The 19,079-nt window shown below is 40.4% G+C and carries 24 protein-coding genes; 18 read left to right on the top strand and 6 right to left on the bottom strand.

Annotated elements, in window-relative coordinates; translation table 11 throughout:
- The first annotated feature begins 9 nt into the window (after positions 1–9).
- The 12 genes from NSQ62_RS05690 (at position 10) to NSQ62_RS05745 (ending at position 8,732) form a co-directional block, all read left to right on the top strand.
- Entirely contained in the window at positions 10–306 is a 297-nt protein-coding gene (locus NSQ62_RS05690; protein WP_341322964.1) for a rhodanese-like domain-containing protein, read from the top strand.
- Positions 307–369: 63 nt separating this feature from the next.
- On the top strand, positions 370–936 hold the full coding sequence (locus NSQ62_RS05695; protein ID WP_341322965.1) for a sulfurtransferase TusA family protein: 567 nt from the start codon (positions 370–372) through the stop codon (positions 934–936).
- A 1-nt stretch (position 937) separates the two neighbouring features.
- Entirely contained in the window at positions 938–1,333 is a 396-nt protein-coding gene (locus tag NSQ62_RS05700; protein WP_341322966.1) for a DsrE/DsrF/DrsH-like family protein, read from the top strand.
- Positions 1,334–1,459: 126 nt separating this feature from the next.
- On the top strand, positions 1,460–2,587 hold the full coding sequence (locus tag NSQ62_RS05705; RefSeq protein WP_341322967.1) for an MBL fold metallo-hydrolase: 1,128 nt from the start codon (positions 1,460–1,462) through the stop codon (positions 2,585–2,587).
- Positions 2,588–3,081: 494 nt separating this feature from the next.
- A complete protein-coding gene (locus tag NSQ62_RS05710) occupies positions 3,082–3,309 on the top strand; it encodes a sulfurtransferase TusA family protein (RefSeq protein WP_341322968.1) in 228 nt (75 codons plus the stop codon).
- A 76-nt stretch (positions 3,310–3,385) separates the two neighbouring features.
- Positions 3,386–4,165: a sulfite exporter TauE/SafE family protein gene (locus tag NSQ62_RS05715; RefSeq protein WP_341323891.1), complete on the top strand. Its 780-nt coding sequence runs from the start codon at positions 3,386–3,388 to the stop codon at positions 4,163–4,165.
- A 116-nt stretch (positions 4,166–4,281) separates the two neighbouring features.
- On the top strand, positions 4,282–4,914 hold the full coding sequence (locus tag NSQ62_RS05720) for a hypothetical protein (protein ID WP_341322969.1): 633 nt from the start codon (positions 4,282–4,284) through the stop codon (positions 4,912–4,914).
- Between the two features lie 3 nt (positions 4,915–4,917).
- Positions 4,918–6,243 carry a NosD domain-containing protein gene (locus NSQ62_RS05725; RefSeq protein ID WP_341322970.1) on the top strand — a complete coding sequence of 442 codons (1,326 nt, stop codon included), beginning with the start codon at positions 4,918–4,920 and terminating at the stop codon, positions 6,241–6,243.
- On the top strand, positions 6,240–6,698 hold the full coding sequence (locus NSQ62_RS05730; protein ID WP_341322971.1) for a nitrous oxide reductase accessory protein NosL: 459 nt from the start codon (positions 6,240–6,242) through the stop codon (positions 6,696–6,698). The genes NSQ62_RS05725 and NSQ62_RS05730 overlap by 4 nt, the downstream gene beginning before the upstream one ends.
- The gene (locus tag NSQ62_RS05735) at positions 6,695–7,507 is read left to right on the top strand and encodes an ABC transporter permease subunit (protein ID WP_341322972.1); all 813 of its coding nucleotides are present in this window, start codon (positions 6,695–6,697) and stop codon (positions 7,505–7,507) included. Before NSQ62_RS05730 ends, NSQ62_RS05735 begins: the two co-directional genes overlap by 4 nt.
- Complete coding sequence (locus NSQ62_RS05740; protein ID WP_341322973.1) at positions 7,504–8,190, top strand: ABC transporter ATP-binding protein; 687 nt, start codon at positions 7,504–7,506, stop codon at positions 8,188–8,190. The genes NSQ62_RS05735 and NSQ62_RS05740 overlap by 4 nt, the downstream gene beginning before the upstream one ends.
- Positions 8,187–8,732, top strand: a complete 546-nt coding sequence (locus NSQ62_RS05745) for a TlpA disulfide reductase family protein (RefSeq protein WP_341322974.1) — start codon at positions 8,187–8,189, stop codon at positions 8,730–8,732. Before NSQ62_RS05740 ends, NSQ62_RS05745 begins: the two co-directional genes overlap by 4 nt.
- 16 nt (positions 8,733–8,748) lie before the next feature.
- On the opposite strand, the gene NSQ62_RS05750 is transcribed toward NSQ62_RS05745, so the two are convergent.
- Positions 8,749–9,267, bottom strand: a complete 519-nt coding sequence (locus tag NSQ62_RS05750) for a CarD family transcriptional regulator (RefSeq protein ID WP_341322975.1) — start codon at positions 9,265–9,267, stop codon at positions 8,749–8,751.
- A gap of 157 nt (positions 9,268–9,424) precedes the next feature.
- On the opposite strand from NSQ62_RS05750, the gene NSQ62_RS05755 reads away from it, so the two are divergent.
- Entirely contained in the window at positions 9,425–9,838 is a 414-nt protein-coding gene (locus NSQ62_RS05755) for a MarR family winged helix-turn-helix transcriptional regulator (protein ID WP_341322976.1), read from the top strand.
- Positions 9,839–9,891: 53 nt separating this feature from the next.
- The gene (locus tag NSQ62_RS05760; RefSeq protein WP_341322977.1) at positions 9,892–10,338 is read left to right on the top strand and encodes a zinc ribbon domain-containing protein; all 447 of its coding nucleotides are present in this window, start codon (positions 9,892–9,894) and stop codon (positions 10,336–10,338) included.
- A 56-nt stretch (positions 10,339–10,394) separates the two neighbouring features.
- Here NSQ62_RS05760 and NSQ62_RS05765 read toward each other — a convergent pair whose 3' ends face one another.
- The 5 genes from NSQ62_RS05765 to NSQ62_RS05785 form a co-directional block, all read right to left on the bottom strand.
- A complete protein-coding gene (locus tag NSQ62_RS05765) occupies positions 10,395–11,093 on the bottom strand; it encodes a glycerophosphodiester phosphodiesterase (RefSeq protein WP_341322978.1) in 699 nt (232 codons plus the stop codon).
- A gap of 12 nt (positions 11,094–11,105) precedes the next feature.
- Entirely contained in the window at positions 11,106–11,381 is a 276-nt protein-coding gene (locus NSQ62_RS05770) for an excalibur calcium-binding domain-containing protein (RefSeq protein WP_341322979.1), read from the bottom strand.
- A 91-nt stretch (positions 11,382–11,472) separates the two neighbouring features.
- On the bottom strand, positions 11,473–13,566 hold the full coding sequence (locus tag NSQ62_RS05775) for a DUF2339 domain-containing protein (RefSeq protein WP_341322980.1): 2,094 nt from the start codon (positions 13,564–13,566) through the stop codon (positions 11,473–11,475).
- Between the two features lie 97 nt (positions 13,567–13,663).
- Positions 13,664–14,443: an SDR family oxidoreductase gene (locus NSQ62_RS05780; protein ID WP_341322981.1), complete on the bottom strand. Its 780-nt coding sequence runs from the start codon at positions 14,441–14,443 to the stop codon at positions 13,664–13,666.
- Positions 14,444–14,582: 139 nt separating this feature from the next.
- The gene (locus NSQ62_RS05785) at positions 14,583–14,831 is read right to left on the bottom strand and encodes a ferredoxin (RefSeq protein ID WP_341322982.1); all 249 of its coding nucleotides are present in this window, start codon (positions 14,829–14,831) and stop codon (positions 14,583–14,585) included.
- 102 nt (positions 14,832–14,933) lie between these two features.
- On the opposite strand from NSQ62_RS05785, the gene NSQ62_RS05790 reads away from it, so the two are divergent.
- The 4 genes from NSQ62_RS05790 (at position 14,934) to NSQ62_RS05805 (ending at position 19,026) form a co-directional block, all read left to right on the top strand.
- Positions 14,934–15,974 (top strand): helix-turn-helix domain-containing protein, encoded by a 1,041-nt coding sequence (locus NSQ62_RS05790; protein WP_341322983.1) that lies wholly within the window; start codon positions 14,934–14,936, stop codon positions 15,972–15,974.
- Complete coding sequence (locus NSQ62_RS05795; RefSeq protein ID WP_341322984.1) at positions 15,971–17,410, top strand: ATP-dependent DNA helicase RecQ; 1,440 nt, start codon at positions 15,971–15,973, stop codon at positions 17,408–17,410. The genes NSQ62_RS05790 and NSQ62_RS05795 overlap by 4 nt, the downstream gene beginning before the upstream one ends.
- 86 nt (positions 17,411–17,496) lie before the next feature.
- Entirely contained in the window at positions 17,497–18,192 is a 696-nt protein-coding gene (locus tag NSQ62_RS05800) for a LysM peptidoglycan-binding domain-containing protein (RefSeq protein ID WP_341322985.1), read from the top strand.
- A 90-nt stretch (positions 18,193–18,282) separates the two neighbouring features.
- On the top strand, positions 18,283–19,026 hold the full coding sequence (locus tag NSQ62_RS05805) for a metallophosphoesterase (protein ID WP_341322986.1): 744 nt from the start codon (positions 18,283–18,285) through the stop codon (positions 19,024–19,026).
- Positions 19,027–19,079: the final 53 nt, after the last annotated feature.

The following is a 19,079-nucleotide window of genomic DNA, read 5'->3' on the forward strand; positions in this document are numbered from 1 at the left end:
AAATGAATCATGAAATCTATTACAACTTCTGAATTACAAGCAAAACTAGAAGCGGGCGAAGCAGTAAATTTAATTGATGTACGTGAAGTCGCTGAAGTAGAAGAAGGACACATTCCAGGTATCAATCACATTCCATTAGGTCTACTTGAATTTCGTATGCATGAGTTAGATAAAAATGAGCACTACTATATGGTCTGTCGTTCGGGTGGTCGCAGTGGCCAAGCAACAGCATTCCTTGAATCACAAGGCTACAATGTAACGAATATGACAGGCGGTATGTTAGAGTGGGCGGGCGAAGTTAAATAACGACCTGCTCGACAATTCAAAAATTTTTTAACTAAAATTATACCCGTGGTGGTATGGAGGTAAATGATGTCAATTAAAGCAGATGTACAATTAGACGCAAAAGGTTTAGCGTGTCCAATGCCAATCGTTAAAACAAAAAAGGCAATGCAAGGCTTAGAGGACGGTCAAGTATTAGAAGTAATCGCAACAGATAAAGGCTCGAAAGCAGATTTAGCCGCATGGTCGAAAACAGTGGGGCACCAATATATTGGCACAACAGAAGAAGGCGATGTGTTATATCACTACATTCGCAAATGTAATCCTGAAGCAAGTGAAGCTGTGGAAAAAACATTCGAACAAACGGTAACAAATGAAGAAGCCATAGCAGCAAATGGTGTCATTTTAGATGTACGTGAAGCAGCAGAATATGCATTTGGTCATATCCCTGGCGCGAAATCAATGCCGATCGGTGAGCTGTATTCACGTATGTACGAGCTAGACAAAGCGCAAACTATTTACGTGATTTGCCGTACAGGTACACGTTCAGATATGGCCGCGCAGCAATTAGCGGAAGCTGGATTTACAAACATTTATAACGTCCTACCTGGTATGTCAGGTTATGCGGGCGAATTAGAGAAAGAGGTTAACTAATATGTCAAACAAAGTAGCAATCATCGCAGCAAACGGCGGCCTTTTCGACGCCTATAAAGTATTCAATATTGCAACGGCAGCAGCCGCTTCAGAAAAGGAAGTAGAAATTTTCTTCACATTTGAAGGATTAAACTTAATTCACAAACAAGGTATGCATGCGCTAGAGATGCCAGCAGGAAAAGAGCATTTCGCAGAAGGTTTTGCGAAAGCAAACGTACCAGCGATTCCACAATTAGTGGAAATGGCACAGGAGCTTGGTGTGAAATTCGTTGCTTGTCAAATGACAATGGACGTAATGGGCTTAACGAAGGAAGATTTTGTTGAGGGCATCGAAGTAGGTGGCGCTGTGACATTCCTAGAGTATGCAAAAGACGCAGCACCAACTTTAACGTTTTAAAATGCGGTATATAACCGGCCTGGTTGTTTATACTAGATAGAAATTCTTATCCACTGGTTCGGGTAGCTTCGCGCTGCCCTAACCAAAAAAATTTACAAAAAATTATACCTATGGGGGTACATTGATATGACAGTAACAGCATGGACAGCGGCTCAAGTAGCACGCAAAGTAATCGACAACAAAGATTTATTCATTTTAGACGTACGTAATGCCGATGCATTTGAAGACTGGAAAATCGATGGTCATAAGTTTGAGTACTTAAACATTCCATACTTCGAGCTTTTAGACGGCGTAGAAGAAATTTTATCGAAAATCCCTAGTGACAAAGAAGTCCTTGTAGTATGTGCAAAAGAAGGTTCTTCTATTATGGTAGCAGACATGTTATCAGAAGCCGGTTTAACGGTAGGCTACTTAGAAGGCGGTATGAAATCGTGGTCAATGTACTTAGAGCCAATTAAAGTGGGCGATCTTCGTGACGGCGGTGAGTTATACCAATTCGTACGTTTAGGTAAAGGTTGTCTTTCTTACATGGCAATTAACGGAGGCGAAGCAGCCATTATTGACGCAGTTCGCTTCACAGACGTCTTCACAAAATTCGCTGAAGATAAAGGTGTTCAAATTAAGCACGTATTTGACACACACTTACATGCGGATCATATTTCAGGTGGACGTCATATTGCAGAAAAAACGGGAGCAACATATTATTTACCACCAAAAGATGCAGAAGAAGTGGTATTTGACTACTCACCACTTGAAGACGGCTTAACAGTAAACTTAGGCGCTTCAGAAATCGAAGTAGGTGCAATGTATTCACCAGGGCACACAATCGGTTCAACGTCTTTTGTTATTGACGGACAATACTTATTAACAGGGGATATTTTATTCATCGATTCAATCGGACGTCCTGATTTAGCTGGATTGGCTGAGGACTGGGTTGGCGATTTACGCGAAACTTTATATTCGCGCTACCGCACTTTAGCAGAAGACTTAATCGTTTTACCAGCACATTTCATGATTATTGAAGAGTTAAACGAAGATGGAACGGTTTCAAAACGCCTTGGTGATTTATTCGCTGAAAACCACGGTTTAAATGTAGAGGACGAGGAAGTATTCCGTTCAATGGTAACAGACAATTTACCACCACAACCAAACGCCTACCAAGAAATTCGTCACGTTAACATGGGGAAAATTACACCAGATAATGACGAGCAAACGGAGATGGAGATTGGACCAAATCGTTGCGCAGTGCGCTAGGTTCGATTAAAGGAACAAAAGCTAAGAACGCCATGTCGTGTGGAATGCTTTTGTGACAGGCGTCGTGCCGGCCTCAAACCGTTGCGCAGTGCGTAATTTTAGAAGGAAATCTTTCCAATAAAATTTCACTTGCTTGATTTGCGGGCTACGGCAAGACCGCGATAAAATTACCGTTAATTATAATTCAGATTGTTTTAAAAAAGGAATCTGCTTTATTTCATCATTTTTTAAAAAGGTTTACCTTTATGCCAAGTAGAGTGGCGCGGAGTGAAGGCGGCAGACTCCTGCGGGAACAGCACGCGCGGAAAATCCATTTTTTTTGCCGCCGTCAGAGGCACAAAAAATTAGTTGGAGCCGTGCCCGCGGAAAGCGTCCGCCGTAACGGAGCAGAACGGATTTAATTAGAAAAACTTATTTATTTTTAACCTTATCATCCCCAACTTATGGTGATGAATCACTTACAACAATAAAACTTAAGAATAGAGGAATTTTAAATGAACATTACACAAACTTTAGACGCAAAAGGCTTAGCATGCCCAATGCCAATCGTACGCACAAAAAAGGCAATCGATGCCATTAACTCAGGTGAAGTACTTGAAGTATTAGTAACAGACAAAGGCGCATTAAATGACTTTAAAGCATGGTCAGCTGCTGGCGGCCACACAATTTTAGAGCAAAAAGAAGAAGCAGGCGTACTTTACTTCTACATCCAAAAAGCATAATTACTTGTAGAAGCTGTCGACGCAAATTTGTGAAGACAGCTTTCTTCATGTTAGAAAGAAGGATAAGAGAATGGAAATGGATTTATCGATCACATATTTAGCCGTAATTTTCGGGCTGGGCTTTATTGGCTCATTTATTTCAGGGATGCTTGGTGTTGGGGGTTCAATTATTAAATATCCGATGCTACTGTACATTCCACCACTATTTGGTTTAGCAGTGTTTACTGCGCACGAAGTATCCGGCATTAGTGCGGTGCAAGTGCTCTTTGCATCGATTGCCGGCGTGTGGGCATACCGTAAGAGTGGTCTTTTAAACAAAGACTTAATCATTTACATGGGTGCTTCTATTTTAGTAGGTAGCTTTATCGGCAGTTATGGTTCGGGCTTCTTATCAGAAGATGCGGTGAATATCGTATACGGCGTACTGGCAGTGATTGCCGCAGTGATGATGTTTATTCCACGTAAACAAGTTGATGAAAAAGCAGCGATTACTTTTAACAAGCCCTTAGCAGCAATTTTAGCGTTAGTTGTCGGTGTCGCTTCTGGGATTGTCGGAGCAGCAGGTGGTTTCTTACTTGTACCGATTTTACTAACGGTATTAAAAATTCCAACACGTGTCACAATAGCTACGAGCTTAGCGATTACGTTTATTTCGTCAATTGGTGGATCTGTCGGGAAAATCATCACAGGTCAAGTTGAGTACTGGCCAGCATTTATTATGATTATTGCGAGCATTTTAGCGGCGCCACTAGGGGCAAAAGTGGGGCAAAAAATGAATGTCAAATTACTACAATGGCTACTTGCCATCATGATCGGGGCTACCGCGATTAAGATCTGGTTTGATATTTTACTATAATAAATTGTGAACACCAAATTCACGGGATTGCTACGAATTTGCCATCTGTATTTCAATTAGATTTCACAATTACTTGTTATTGTGAACATGTAGAAAAAATACTGGAGGAACGACCAATGAAAAAACTATTAGCGCTGACGCCGTTACTTTTTGGACTGTATGCATGTGGGGATGCAGCAGAAGAAAGTGCGCCAAAAGAAACAGTGGAACAACCAGCAGAAAATGAAGTGACGCAACAAACAGACTGGGACATCGATGAGCGTTTACAAGAGCCTACAGAAGAGACGGTATGTTTTATGTGCAACATGAAAGTGTATACGCGCGATCATGAGCAGGGTGTGTTCTCGGCACAGGCCATTCGTGAAGACGGCAAATTAGTCTTTTATGATGACATCGGCTGCCTGTTAAACGACGAATATGTAAATAACGTATCGAACGAAAAATTTGTACGTGATTACACAACGTTAAATTGGTTCAATGTTGATGAGGCGTACGTGGTTAAAACGGACTTAAAATCACCGATGAACTGGGGCTATATTTTCTTTAAATCAGAAGCGGAAGCAAACGACTATATCGCACAAAATCCAAAGGCTGGATTAGCGACGCTTCAACAAGTACGTGATGAGGCAATTGAACGCCACAAGAAAAAGCAGCAAGCAAAAAAAGATGGTGCACAAGATAGCCATAATCATGACCATGACCACAATCACGGTGAAGAAGATCACACGACAGAAGATTCGAAAGAGTAGCCTATGTTTAAAAATTTGTTACTTACCGCAATACTTTTACTAAGTGTTATCACGATGCCACAGCTTAGCTTTGCAGCGCATAATCATGAAGCACCGATTGAATTTAAAAAACCGATCATTAAAACAGGTGAAAAAAGTACATTGCAAAAATTGATAGATGCAACAAAACCTGGTGACACGCTTCTTTTAGAGGGGCGTGTTTACCGCGGTTCGGTCACAATTAATAAGCCCATCACGATCCAAGGTGTCAAGGGAACAGAAATTCATTCGCTGTCAAACGCTTTGACGATTGCTGACAGTGAACAGGTTCGTTTAGAAAATCTAGTGTTTAATGCGGAAGAAACTGCTATTGTTGCGACTAATATGAGTGATTTGACGTTTAATGATGTACGTATTGTGAATGCACATGCAGGAATCTTCATTACGGAAAGTGAAAAAATCCAGTTGCAAAACGTTACGATTGAAGGGCGCGAGGGGCATTTCAAAACGAAAAATCATGCAGTCGCGATGTATAATTCAAAAAATGTAACGGTTACGAATAGCGCGATTTCGGATGTATTAGACGGCCTTTATTTGGAAAGTGTTGACGGGATTGAACTTCACGAAAATACCGTTAAAAATAGCCGCTATGCGATGCATTTTATGTATAGTGACAATATCAATTTAACGAATAATACGCTTGTTCATAATATGACGGGCTTTATGATTATGATTGGGAAAAACTTAACCTTAACAGACAATATCGTGACGAAAAACAACACGTTAAATAGCTTAGGTGTCTATTTCTATGACGTAGAGCAGGTAGTTTTCAAACGCAATATGTTAAGTGAAAATACAGTTGCGATGGATGTGCAAAACACAAAGAAAATGGTTGCCAAGTCAAATGCATTTCAAACGAACGGCACGGTCCTTCAAGTAAAACGTTCCCCGGATTTAATCGTTTCGGACAATCAGTTTTACGGCAATATTTTAACGATACGTTCTGATCAAGATCGGTTACAGCTTGCTAATAATTTTTATGATGATTATAGTGGACATGATTATGACGGGGACGGTATTGGTGACACGGCTTATATTGCAACGAATTCATTTGGACAATGGCTGGTGAAAAAGCCGGTGTATCAGTATTTTATGGAATCACCGAGTGTCATTGTACTGAACATGATGGACACAGAGGTAACAGGAAATCATGCACTTATTGTGACGGATGACCGTCCGAACATGATGAAAAATTCGTTTGAATGGTCATGGAATATCAATGGTGTACAACTTTTATTCAGTAGCATCGTATTAGTAGCAATGCTTGTAGTGAGGAGAAAATTAATATGAAACTTAGCCGAATTTTACTGGTAGCGATGAGCATTCTTTTTTTAGCTGCCTGTAGCGAAAAAACGTATGAGCCGCGCGCGGTCAACCCTGAAACCGATGTGTGCCAAATTTGTAATATGAGCATTACCCATGTGGATTATGCCGCGCAGACTGTTCTTAAAAATGGGGATCCGATTGTCTTTGATGATTTAGGTTGTTTAATGGATTACATTTTACAAAATGGTGAAGGGGACATTGGTGCGAGCTATATTCGTGCAACGAATTCTTCGGATTGGCTGAATATTAAAGAGGCGGTCTATGTGTACTCGAAGGATTACTGGACACCGATGAATTACGGTGTGCTGGCGTTTTCTTCGCAAGACGAAGCCGAAAAATATATGAATGAGGAGCCAGGTGAGCTACTTCAATATGATGATTTACTCACGCTGAACTGGGGCGTACATGAGCACGAATGAACGGACAAATGATTTTACTCGAATGTAAACAGTTATTACGTAGCCGCTGGATTCAAATCGTCACATTGCTCTTTGCGATTGTGTTTAGTGCGATTTTAATGATTCAGCATTTAGCCCTGCCAAGTACGGGTGGTTTCACGCGTCAAACCGCATCACTGTTAAATATTTTATTGTTTTTACTGCCATTATTTATGTTGACAATCGGGAGCATGAATCTTGCCAGTGACAAGGAAGCAGGCTGGCTCGGACTTTTATCGACGTATCCATTAACAATGGGGCGTTATGTTGTGACGAAATATATTGCACTGTGTCTTGTATTTTCAGCTATTAGTATCGTGGTGTTCGCGGTGGCGCTTTTTGTGGGCAGCTTTTTTGGTGGTCTGAAATTACCTGCCTTCGCGGTCTATATTACGGTGCTGATTATTGTAATCTTTAATGCCGTGAGTGTACTGCTCGGAACGTTAGCGAAATCGCGTTTACACGCACTAGCGATTGGGCTTGGTACATGGTCGGTTGTCAGCTTATTATTTTCCTATATTATGATGGCGATTGGTACCGTCTCCTCAGAAGCGTTATTAAAAAAACTTGTAATCATTATGATTCATGTCAATCCGCTTGAATGGATTCGTTACGGTTACTTTGTTTTTTCTGAGCAAACTGCTGTGTTAGGGCCAGCATTTTATGGCATGTCGAAATTTTATTCTTCACCACCAGGCTTCGTTATTTTCGGCGTTATTTCATTATTTTGGGTGGTGCTGTCGCTAATGCTATCGACAATTTTACTGAAGGTGAGAGGAAAACGCGTATGACGATTGAATTGCACAACGTAACGAAGGCGTTTAAAGGCGGGCGCGGGATATTTGATGTCAGCTTTTCTTTAAGGCCTGGGCATATTACGGCTCTTGTTGGTTCAAATGGTGCAGGGAAAAGTACGATTATTAATATGCTTACGAATTTATTAAAGCCTGATCAAGGGACGATTGAACGGAGCTGTAACGATGTACGTTATATGCCGGATGATATTAGCTTTCCGGATACATTGACAGCAGAAGAAATTATTAAATTTTTAGGCGGCTTAAAGCAAGTTTCACCTAAAAAACAAGAGGCAATCTTAAAACAAGTTGGATTAGCAGATGCGAAAAATATGAAGGTGGGCCAATTTTCTAAAGGGATGCGCCAGCGTTTAAATTTAGCGCAAAGTTTAATGGGGGATAGTTCACTCTATATTTTAGATGAGCCGACAAATGGCCTCAATCCGTACTGGATTGCACAGGTAAAGGTGATGCTCGAGCAGCAGCGCGATAATAATCAAATGGTGCTATTTTCAACGCATTTACTGAGCTTAGCGGAGGAAATTGCAGATGAGGTTGTCTTGATTCATCATGGAAAAATTTTGGCAACTGGTTCAATAGAAGACTTGCTAAGTGAATATCGTTGTCAAACACTAGAGCAGCTTTGGTTGCAGCTAACGAATCAAGGTGTTGTGCAATGAGGAAATGGTTAATCGGCATTGCTGTTGCCGTTGTCATCGGATTTGTCGCTGTGGAATTGGGTTCTACATTTCAGGATTCACAGCAGCGTGAAATCGTTCGTTCTGTTCAAGCGACGGACTTTACACTGCCAACACTTGATAATAAGGAACAATCGCTTTCTGAGGCACGTGGAAAGGTCGTCATCTTAAACTTTTGGGCATCATGGTGTGAGCCATGTAAATCCGAAATGCCACACTTCCAAACCTATTATGAACAGCATCAAAAAGATGTTGAGATTCTCGCAGTGAACTTCACAAAAAAAGATCAAATCACCCAGGTAAAAAAATTCATAGAACAGCATGAGTTAACGTTTCCAATTTTACTAGATGAAATAGGAGAAACAAGCGTAATGTATGGTGCCTTTGCATTGCCGACAACCATTATCATCGACCGAGAAGGTAAGATTGTTCATGAAATTTTAGGGTCGTTGGATGAAGCGTTATTAGACGAATATATCGAACCCTTACTAAAAAAAAAGGCGCTACTTCAACATGTGAAGTAGCGCCTTTTTTTAATAATTATGCATGTGTAGCAACATTAAATGTGCTATTGATTTTTTGCATAATTTGCTTTTGAACTTGTGTTTTTGATTGCTTTAATGCAAGCTCTAACACATCATAAATAAGCATTGAGATTTGGTGCAGCATTTGTGTGTCTTGAGAAGCAAGTTTTTTATCTTGCTGCTGTAAGGCAAGCTCTTTACGTAACAGTGTATTCATAAGCTGTGCGATTTCAAGGTGATTGTTGCGGTTTAAGATTTCATTGTGGAAACGTTGGCGATTTGTATTACGATCGTCCCATTCGTTAGCATCATTAGCGAATGTGTCCATAATTTTACCAGCTTCTTCAGACGTAATTAGTCTTTCAAGTTGAGAATTATCACTTTCAACTGGGTGATAAAGGGTAACGCCTGGTCGTAATTTAGATTGTAGGACATAGTACTGCATCGGCGTTCCAGTAAAGTTTTGTTCTACAATGCTATCAATTTGACAAATACCGTGAGATTTATAAAAAGTAAGGTCACCAATTTTGTACATTTTTTATCTGCCTCCAAAATGTTGTTATCTACTATTTTAATTGAAAAATGATTTTGCGTCAACTAAGTTGACTTTGTAGTAGAATACATTTGTAATCACCTAGTTGGTTTAGTATGATTCTTGAGAATGAATTGATTGGACGTTAGGAGTGTTATCGATGATTGATTTAATAGAACTACTCTATCGACAACATAAACAGTTGCGCTATGCGGCAGAGATGATGTGGAATGACAAATTTGAGCTACATTTAACAAGCTCAGAGTGGTATGTTTTAAAAAGTATTGCTGAAGGAAAAGTGACGGTTCCTGAGTTAGTGGAGCAATTAGATATTACAAAGCAAGGGGTACACAAGTTTTTACAGGCCCTTCAAGATAAAGGGCTGATTTCAACTGAGCTTATCCAAGGGGCAAAACGTCAGAAAATCGCCCATTTAACGGATCGAGGAAAAACAGTCATGTGTAAAAGTTTAGCACTGGACAATGAAATTTCAGAAAAAGTACGTTCTTCTATTGGCAATGAACAATATGAACAGCTTATTTCGATTTTAGGAAAACCGTTAATTCTTAAATAAATTGACACCTTTTGTTGGAACGGATCGTATTACTACAAAAGGAGTGGTGTGCTGTGAACGAAAAAGAGAAAGAATTTGTGACAGAAGAGCATATTGCAACGCGTAATAAGTTTCGGACGATCGGTCCACTTATTTTAGGAGCTGGCGTCATCTGCATGTTGATTAGCTTAATCGATTTTTTTACATTTGACCCGTTTTATGAAGAACCGAAATACTTTTTCTTAGGCTTTGTCGGACTACCACTTATGGCAATCGGATTTTCATTAACGAGCCTTGGGTACGGGGCGAAAGTAGCAGCCTATCAAAGTCGTGAGATGGCACCGGTCGCAAAGGACACGTTCAGTTATTTAGCAAATGAAACGACCGACAGTGTTGAAAAAATTGCACAAGCCGCTGCGAGAGGGAAAAGTAAAGTCGTCGAGGCGAAGCAATGTAGTAGTTGCCACGAATTAAATAAAATCGACGCGAAGTTTTGTAATGAATGTGGAAAAGCGATGTAAATGAAAGAAGTGCCTGAGTTTGATTTCAGGCACTTCTTTTTGATTGGATAGGGTTTTTAAAGAATCCCTTTATCTGAAAAAACAGCATCAACACCGAGCTGCTGCATTTGCTGCGTGATCTTCTCGTCATTGACCGTATAAGCACGAACCGTCATACCTTGTTTAATCACACGCTGGATAATCGAGCGCATGCCGTAATAATACGGAATATGAATGGCGTTACAATTAAATTGGCGCACATAATCTTCAAGATTAATAATGAGTGAAGCAAATAATAGAGCACAGTCGACGCTTGGCATCATTTGCTGGAAACGCATGATTGTTTCATGGTTAAACGATGAAACAATAACACGGTCTTTTAGTTGAAAGGCCTCGATTTGATTGGCAACGAGCATTTCAATGCCCGGGTATTCAAAGACATCGGATTTGATTTCGATATTGATTTGATGATGGGTGTTTTTAAAAATTTCAAGGACTTCTGCAAGCGTCGGGATTTGTTGCCCCGCGAATTCGGGTGAAAACCATGAACCATAGTCAAAAGTGCGCAGCTCCTCAAGTGTCATATCCTTCACAAAACCTTTGCCATTTGACGTGCGGTTAATCGATTCATCATGAATAACAACTAACTGGTTATCCTTCGTTAAATGGACATCAAATTCCACACCCCAACAATCGAGCTTGGCTGCTTGTTGAAAGGCAATCAATGTGTTTTCAGGATAACTGGCACTTAGTCCACGGTGAGCAAGAGTTTTCATAGGGCGGTCTCCTTAGCGTTCGCAAGCGATGCCATCATTGTCACGATCGCTCTTTTTGTTTAGTTTGTAAACTTCAGCTGAAACGAATGGAGCATGGTTTGTTTTGCCGCCAACATTTTTTACCTTTGCATCTTTTGCCACGCCGCCTTTATAAACAGCATTTAATGCTGTACAGTTTTTATAGGCTATAGCCTTCACTTTTGTATTTGCCTCTGCTTCAATTGTTGGAATCGACAAGCCTCCGATTAACGCAACACTGAGTAAGATTGGGGAAATATACTTTTTCATGTCAAAAACCTCCTGAATTGTTCAATTTCCAATAGTTTATCATAAAAAGAGTGAATTCACAGAAATTTGCGAATTCACTCTTACTTGAATGTTATAACTCCGTATCTTTCCCTTTTCCTAAAAGCTTATTCGACACAACGAGCCCAATTGCACCAATGACGATAAACGAAATTGAGCGAATGAGGATGTCGAGTGCAGATAAGTCAAAGAAAATCATTTTGACGATGCCGAAAAATAGCAGCCCAATCCCAGTAAGCTTTAAGTCTCGGTAGCTACGTTTGGCCGCTAAAAACAGTGCGAGGCAGGACGCAATGAAAATGGAAACGGTATTTAAGATAACAGCGGTACTCCAGTTAATTAACTCATGGAAATTCATAAAGTTCGTTAAACTAAAGAGCGCAAAAATTGAAATAAGGGTACTGGCAATCAGTAGTTTTTCGGTATTTTGTTCTAAAATGTGCGCGTAATTTTTATAAATGGCCCCGTGTTTCCAGACATCTACTACAATAGCCCAAGCGAGACCGATATAAAGAAGGCGCATCATGAAGGCGATACTGACTGCTTGTTCGTCTACCCACACACTCGATAACATTGTAAGTGCAGCCACCGCGTAAACCGTAGCTGCGATAAGTGGCAATAGACTACCGACTACATCACGCTTGATAAGTAGTAGCGCGACAAAGGAAATCGCAATCCCCGCGTACACTAAATACGTCATCAAATGATTCGGCATATACGCTGCATCAATTTTCCAAATATAAATCAGTGCTGCCACATAAATGAGTACGGGCCAAACATCTTGTTGGATCACCAGTAGCTTCGATTGGTTAATAGTCGCATTTTTCGTTCGAAGAAATGCGCGGTACAGCAGCACTAGCATGATAATAACCAAAAGATTCGTCACATGTGAGATGGACATAAATGGAGAAACCTCACAGAAGGCAAGCACGAATAGTACAAGCATCGTAAAGACAAAGCTATATACAAATTTCATAAAAGTAATCGCATGCTTTATCGCGAGCATTAACCCCGCAAACGCCACAGTGACAAGTAATAATAAAATCACATCACGAGACAAATCGAGCTGTGCAATTAAATTGAGCAAAGTAAGCACTGTTAATGTGGCTACAACATCAAATAGCATCGTAGTTTTTCGTTGCCATAGCACGTTCGTCACGAAACATAAAATACCAAGCATAAGAAGTAGCGCAACTGAACGCATCGCTTCTTGATTGACTAGCATACTATTGATTGCAACGAGCACCGCTATCGTAAAGCTAAAAAGTAGGCTTGCGTGCCATTTACTTTTGGTGTTAGAAATGCGCAAGAAGCTTGCTAAAAATACGCTATATAAAAGCACAATAGCGAATACAAAAAATTCTACCTGTTCCACATGGAAAGTGGAAACAATGATAAGTGCTAACAACGAAAACACCAGACCAATAGAAAGTGCGTTCTGTTGTTTGTATTTTACAATAACAATTTGCACGACAATAAATAGCAAGACAACAAAAATGCCAATAATGACCGCACTAAATGCCATATATTCCAGTAAATACGGTAGCAGTAGGGAAGTAAACACAACAAGCACGGTTAATGCCTCGTTTTCTTTTACATAGCTGATCCATACACCGTACACGATATAAAGTAGCGCAATGATAAGCGCTGCATAAAGACCGAGCACATCATACAAAATGGCACCGGCAGCAGTTGTTAAAATCCCGACGATAAATGCGCCACCATAAAGCGAAAGGGCGACAACCCGCGATTTTTGCTTTTTCTCCATGAGCAATGCACAAGCAGCTAAACCGAATGATAACGCAAATCCAGCAATGATTTTGATACTATCCGATAAAATGCCATAATCACTGACAAGTTTTAAGCCCCATAATACGCCGAGTACTAAAATGACCATAAAAATTCTAGGGAGTGCACGTGTCAGTGTTTCTTCAAGTGAACGTTTTTCCTGTACTGGCTTTGGTTCAACCGGCTGCACAGGTGCTACTTTTACACGAACATCCTCCTGTTTTGGCGAAATTGGTGTCACTACTGGTAGTTCTTGTTCTTCTTTGACAGCAGGTTCTAAGTACACGTGTTGCTTTAAATGCTGCACTTCACTACGTAAATTCCGAACTTCCTTTTCAAGCGCACCAATTCGCCTTAACAGATTCTCTTCTTCTTTCATGGCATTCAACCTCTCTTAAATGTTGTTCTTTGTTATACGTAAACCCGTTTAGAATACAAAAGCGAATTCACAAGGGAGGATGTGAATTCGCTATGTATTATCCCATTATATTGTAACCGCTATCGATATAAATCGTTTCGCCTGTTACACCACGAGATAAGTGACTTAGCATCACAATCGTCATGTCGGCCACTTCCTCTTGATTGGTGTTGCGTTTAAGCGGTGCGGTTTCCTCGATTTTGTGCAAAATTTGGTTGAAACTTGGTACACCTTTTGCGGCTAATGTACGAATCGCCCCAGCAGAAATCGCATTGACACGAATATTATCTGCACCAATATCTGCTGCTAAATAGCGCATTGACGCTTCTAATGCTGCTTTTGCGACACCCATCACGTTGTAGCCATCAAGCACGCGTTCAGCACCTAAATAAGACATCGTGACGATTGAGCCACCTTCCGTCATATAAGGTTTTGCCGCTTTTGCGACTGCGATTAATGAATACGCGCTCGTATCTTGCGCAAACGCATAGCCTTCGCGTGATGTTTCTACAAAGCGATTACGTAAATCCTCAGCATGCGCAAACGCAACCGAGTGCACGATGCCGTGAATGACGTTAAACTCGTTGCCAATTGTTTCGAATGCCTGTGCGATACTGTCGTCACTATTGACATCACATTCAACGATTGCTGTTTTATGTTCTGTGTAATTCGCGATTTGTTTTTCGATTTTTCCTTTTGAACGTTCTTTACGATAGGTGAAAATCACATTTGCACCTACATCGAATAGTCGCTTTGCAATGCCCCAAGCAATACTGCGCTCATTGGCAACTCCCATCACGACAATATTTTTTCCCTTTAATTGTAACAAATCCATCATGACACCCCTGTATAATAGTTATTGTTAGTACCTACTACTAATAATAACTATAACATTGAGTAATCGAAGTGTAAATCATTTTCTTAGACAAATTAAAAAACGATTTCTTGAAAAATCTCAAGAAATCGTTTGTGTACAGTTATTCAAATTTTAATGCGTCGCCTTCGAATGACTCGTCTGCAACCTTGATTGAATCTGTTGGGCAGCCTTCAACTGCATCTTGCATGTCTTCTAGTAGATCCTCTGGAACTTCAGCAGTACCCATGTTATCATCTAAAATAACGATTGCAATTCCTTCGTCATCATAATCATAAATGTCAGGTGCAGCAGCGCCACAAGCGCCACAAGCGATACAAGTATCTTTATCTACGATTGTATATTTTGGCATTGTTACCTCTCCTTTGTACGTTCGCTTCCGTAAAGCTCTTATTTATTCTAATTGTGTTCTTCACACATTTCAACCTAATACTACGAAAATGAGGGATTTGATTTGCTAATTCAACAAATTCTTTTAAAAGTCTTACATATTTTTCAGCAGGAGCGCACCGTATCTGCAGCCTTTCATCTATTAAAAGGGAAACGCTCTGGTCAAACAATTCAAGATGTGGGGCTTTATAAATTGTACCCGTTTTTTGGTCTTTTACCAAAATTAACACGTCAAAATTTTGAGCAGCACATCGATTTACTGTTTGCAAAAAATTATATTGATATTGATGAAAATGGCTATTACAAGATGAGTGAACAAGGACAAGCGCTCGCCAAACAGCCGCTAGATGTAACCTTTGATAGCTGGCATTATCGGGGCAATGAGCACGTATTTTTCGGACGATTATCACTTGTCGTACAAAGTTTGTCACATCAAATCAATAACCAACAAGCATTTATTCCGATTGAACGTAATGAGCAAATTCAACATTGGGTGCGTCAATTTTTAATCGCCAATCACTTTCAACACCGAACGTTACAGCCGTTATTATATGATGAAATGTCTTTGAGTTTAGAAAAGCTTTCGATAGAGGAAAACGTGAAAGAGCTTTTAATGTACCGTTTAACTGGCTATAACGAGCCCGGCTTTACATGGCAGCAGCTGGCGTTTGGCTATCAGCTGCAGGAAATGGATGTACAGCTCATGTATATTAGTGGCTTACACGCATGGTTAATTGAAATTGAACAACAGAAACCGACCTATCCGCTTCTTGCAAAAATGGCTGAAAACATTCGTGTGGAAGCGTTACTAACCAATTCTGCTCTTGAAACGGCCCAACTGTATAAAAAGGGACGTTCACTTGAAGAAATTAGCCATATCCGTCGTTTAAAAATGAGTACGATTGAAGATCATGTTGTGGAAATGGCCATGAATGAGCCGAACTTTTCCATTGATGATTTCGTCCCACTAGAAGCGCAACAGCAAATTCTACAAGCGATGGAAGACTATGAAACAAAGCGTTTAAAAACATTGAAAGAAATTTTACCGCATGTCAGTTATTTTCAACTGCGTATCACGTTGGCGAAGGGAGCGACAACCGCATGAATGTAGAAGCCACACTAAGGCAACAATTTGGTTATGAAACATTTCGACCGGGACAGCGTGAAATCATTGAAGCACTAGTTGCTGGACAAGACGTTGTTGCGATTTTACCGACGGGTATGGGGAAATCGCTCTGTTATCAGCTACCAGGCTATATATTTACAAAGCCGGTACTCATCGTATCGCCACTATTATCTCTCATGCAAGACCAAGTCGACCAGCTAAAACAGCGCGGTGAAAAGCGTGTTGTCGCGCTCAATTCATTTTTAACCCCAGACCAGAAGCGGTATGCCCTGCACTTTTTGCATGAGTACCGGTTTATATTTGTGTCGCCTGAAATGCTGTTGCAGCCGCAAGTGAAAGCCCGGATTGAACAAATGGAGCTGTCACTCATTGTGGCAGACGAGGCACACTGTATTTCGCAGTGGGGCTTTGATTTTCGTCCGGATTATTTGCGCATTGGTGAAGTGTTGCCACAACAAAAGCGTCCACCAATTTTAGCGTTATCGGCAACAGCAACGGAATCGGTATTGCAGGACATTCAGCATTATCTACAGATGCAAAAGCCGTTTCATTATATGCATTCGGTCAACCGTGAATCTATTTATTTAGTGAAAAAGACATTTTCAATGAAAGAAGAGAAGATTGATTGGATTGTCGATCATGTTTCAAAAACTGCGGGACCGGGCATTATTTATACGCAATCGCGTGCGAAAACAGAAGCAATTAGCTTGCTACTATTAGAAAAAAATATTGCCGCCGCTGCCTACCATGCAGGGAAAGACGCGCAGGATCGGCAATTTATTCAGCAACAGTTTTTAACGGATAAGCTAGAATGGATAGTTGCGACAAATGCATTTGGAATGGGTGTACATAAAGAGAATGTTCGCCAAATTATTCATGAAACAATGCCGGCAACCTTATCGAATTACATGCAAGAAATTGGTCGTGCTGGACGTGACGGCAAAGACGCCGTTGCTTTCTTACTGTATGCAGATGGAGACGAGCAGTATGCGAAGTTTATTGCAACCGAGGACTTACCGAAGGATGCACATATTGACCGCTTCATGCAGGTAGTAGCAAGTGGCGAGCAGCCGAATGTGTTACTGACGCGCGGCGAACTGTCAGAAGTTGCATTTCGCGTATTAAATTACTGGCTTCAGCAAGAATCACCGGAACTTGTGAAAAAACGCATGCAAGAGTTACAGTTTAAGAAATTTGCAGAAGTGAAGCACGTATTAAAATTAATCGAAAGTACAGATTGTATGCGCGAGCAGGTGGTTCAATACTTTGGACAAGTACTTGAAGAAAAACAAGAGAACTGTTGCACCAATTGTGGGATTCAGGAGGGTGCGTTTTTAGCAGAGCGTAAGACGCAAGAGCAAACACAAATGACTACTTGGCAACAACGATTACAGCAAATATTGCTACGAAACTAGTAAACTTAAGGTGAACCGTTTACTTTTTTGTAGAAATTCGTCATAATATGTGTAAATGTTTTAGTAGTTGGAGGGTTGAATAGGCCATGACAAAAGAAGATTACCGTGAAAAGGTAGAAGAACATCGTCAAGAGATTGACTTACATAATGAGTCAGGTTCGAAATTGTCGCGTGCGAGCCGACATCAGAAAAAAGGTAAGAAAAAACAATCGAATCCAGTTATGAAGCTACTAGTCTTTATCTTAATTTTCATTCCATTAAGTATTTTAGGCTATGTGTGGCTCTTTTATGAACCAAGCGCATCAGAGGCTGGAAAAGTAGCTGTGGAAGATAAGAAAGATGATGTCGTTGTAGAAATTGTAAAGCAAGATTCGGATTCAGCAAAAGCTGCGGCTGAAGATAATGAAGATAAAGATGAAAAACCAGATGCAGAGGCTGTGAATAAATCCGAGGCAGAAAAGCAACGTTTAGCTGCTGAAGAAGCAAAGATTGCTGAACAAAAATTAGCAAAAGATAAAGATGTAGCAGAGGCCAAAAAAGCAGAAGAGGCTCAAAAAGTAGCCGCGAAAAAAGCAAAAGAGCTAGAAGAAAAGAAAAAAGCGGAAGCAGCGGCAAGTGCAGAGCAAAAAACACATACCGTACAATCGACGGATAATTTATACCGTATTGCCATAAAATATTATGGAGATGGTAGCCCTGCTAGTATCGCAAAAATTAAAGCGGCAAATAATCTAGGCTCAGATAGTATTTCCACTGGGCAAGTGTTAATTATTACGCCTTAAAGGTTTATTTCTTTTAGCTGTATAGTGAATTAGGAAAAGACGAATCGTGAATGCGCTCGTCTTTTTCTTATTTGAATTGGAGGTAGGCATATGGTTGTTATCACATTATTGGCGCTCGCTTGCCTAAGTGTTTTACTGTATATGTGGAAGCAGGCGTGTGAAAATAACGTTCGTATGCATGAAGTTACGGCAACTGGTCATGGTGAACCAGTGCAATTATTTTTTATTTCAGATACACATGCTCGAAAAATCAATAAAAAGATGATTGAATCCATACCAGGTAAGGTGGACGCAGTAATTATTGGCGGCGATTTTGTCGATCGTCGTACGTCGCAACAAACATTGCTTGAGAATATTCGACTGTTAAAAACGCTCGGTCCGGTTTATTTTGTGTGGGGCAACAATGACATGGAAATTGATGAACAACTCTTACGTAAATTATTTTCGCAGCATAACGTCACTTTGCTAGAAAATGAAGTGGTGCAAATAGGAAAGCAGCAAGATTTTTATTTAAGCGCGGTTACTTTTAGCCCAGACAAAGAAAATATTAAGCGTGCCCTAGCAACATGTAATTTAGAGAAAACGGCGTTTATCGCCCATAACCCAGATTTGTTTAAAAAAGTGCATAGTCAGTTCAAGCCGTTAGTAAGTATTGGTGGACATTTACACGGAGGACAAATTCGCCTCGGGAAATGGGGCATTCAACCCCATGGCTATTTTAAGAAGGTTGGCAATCGCTACGAGCTTGTCAGTAATGGCTACGGTACAACGTTGCTACCACTTCGACTAGGTGCAAAACCGGAATGCCATATCATTCAAATAAACTTTGAATAAACTAAACGCAAGTAGAAAAATAGCAGTATAATAAATGCATTGAACCAATTTAA

The organism is Solibacillus sp. FSL H8-0523 (assembly GCF_038051985.1).
Lineage (GTDB): Bacteria > Bacillota > Bacilli > Bacillales_A > Planococcaceae > Solibacillus.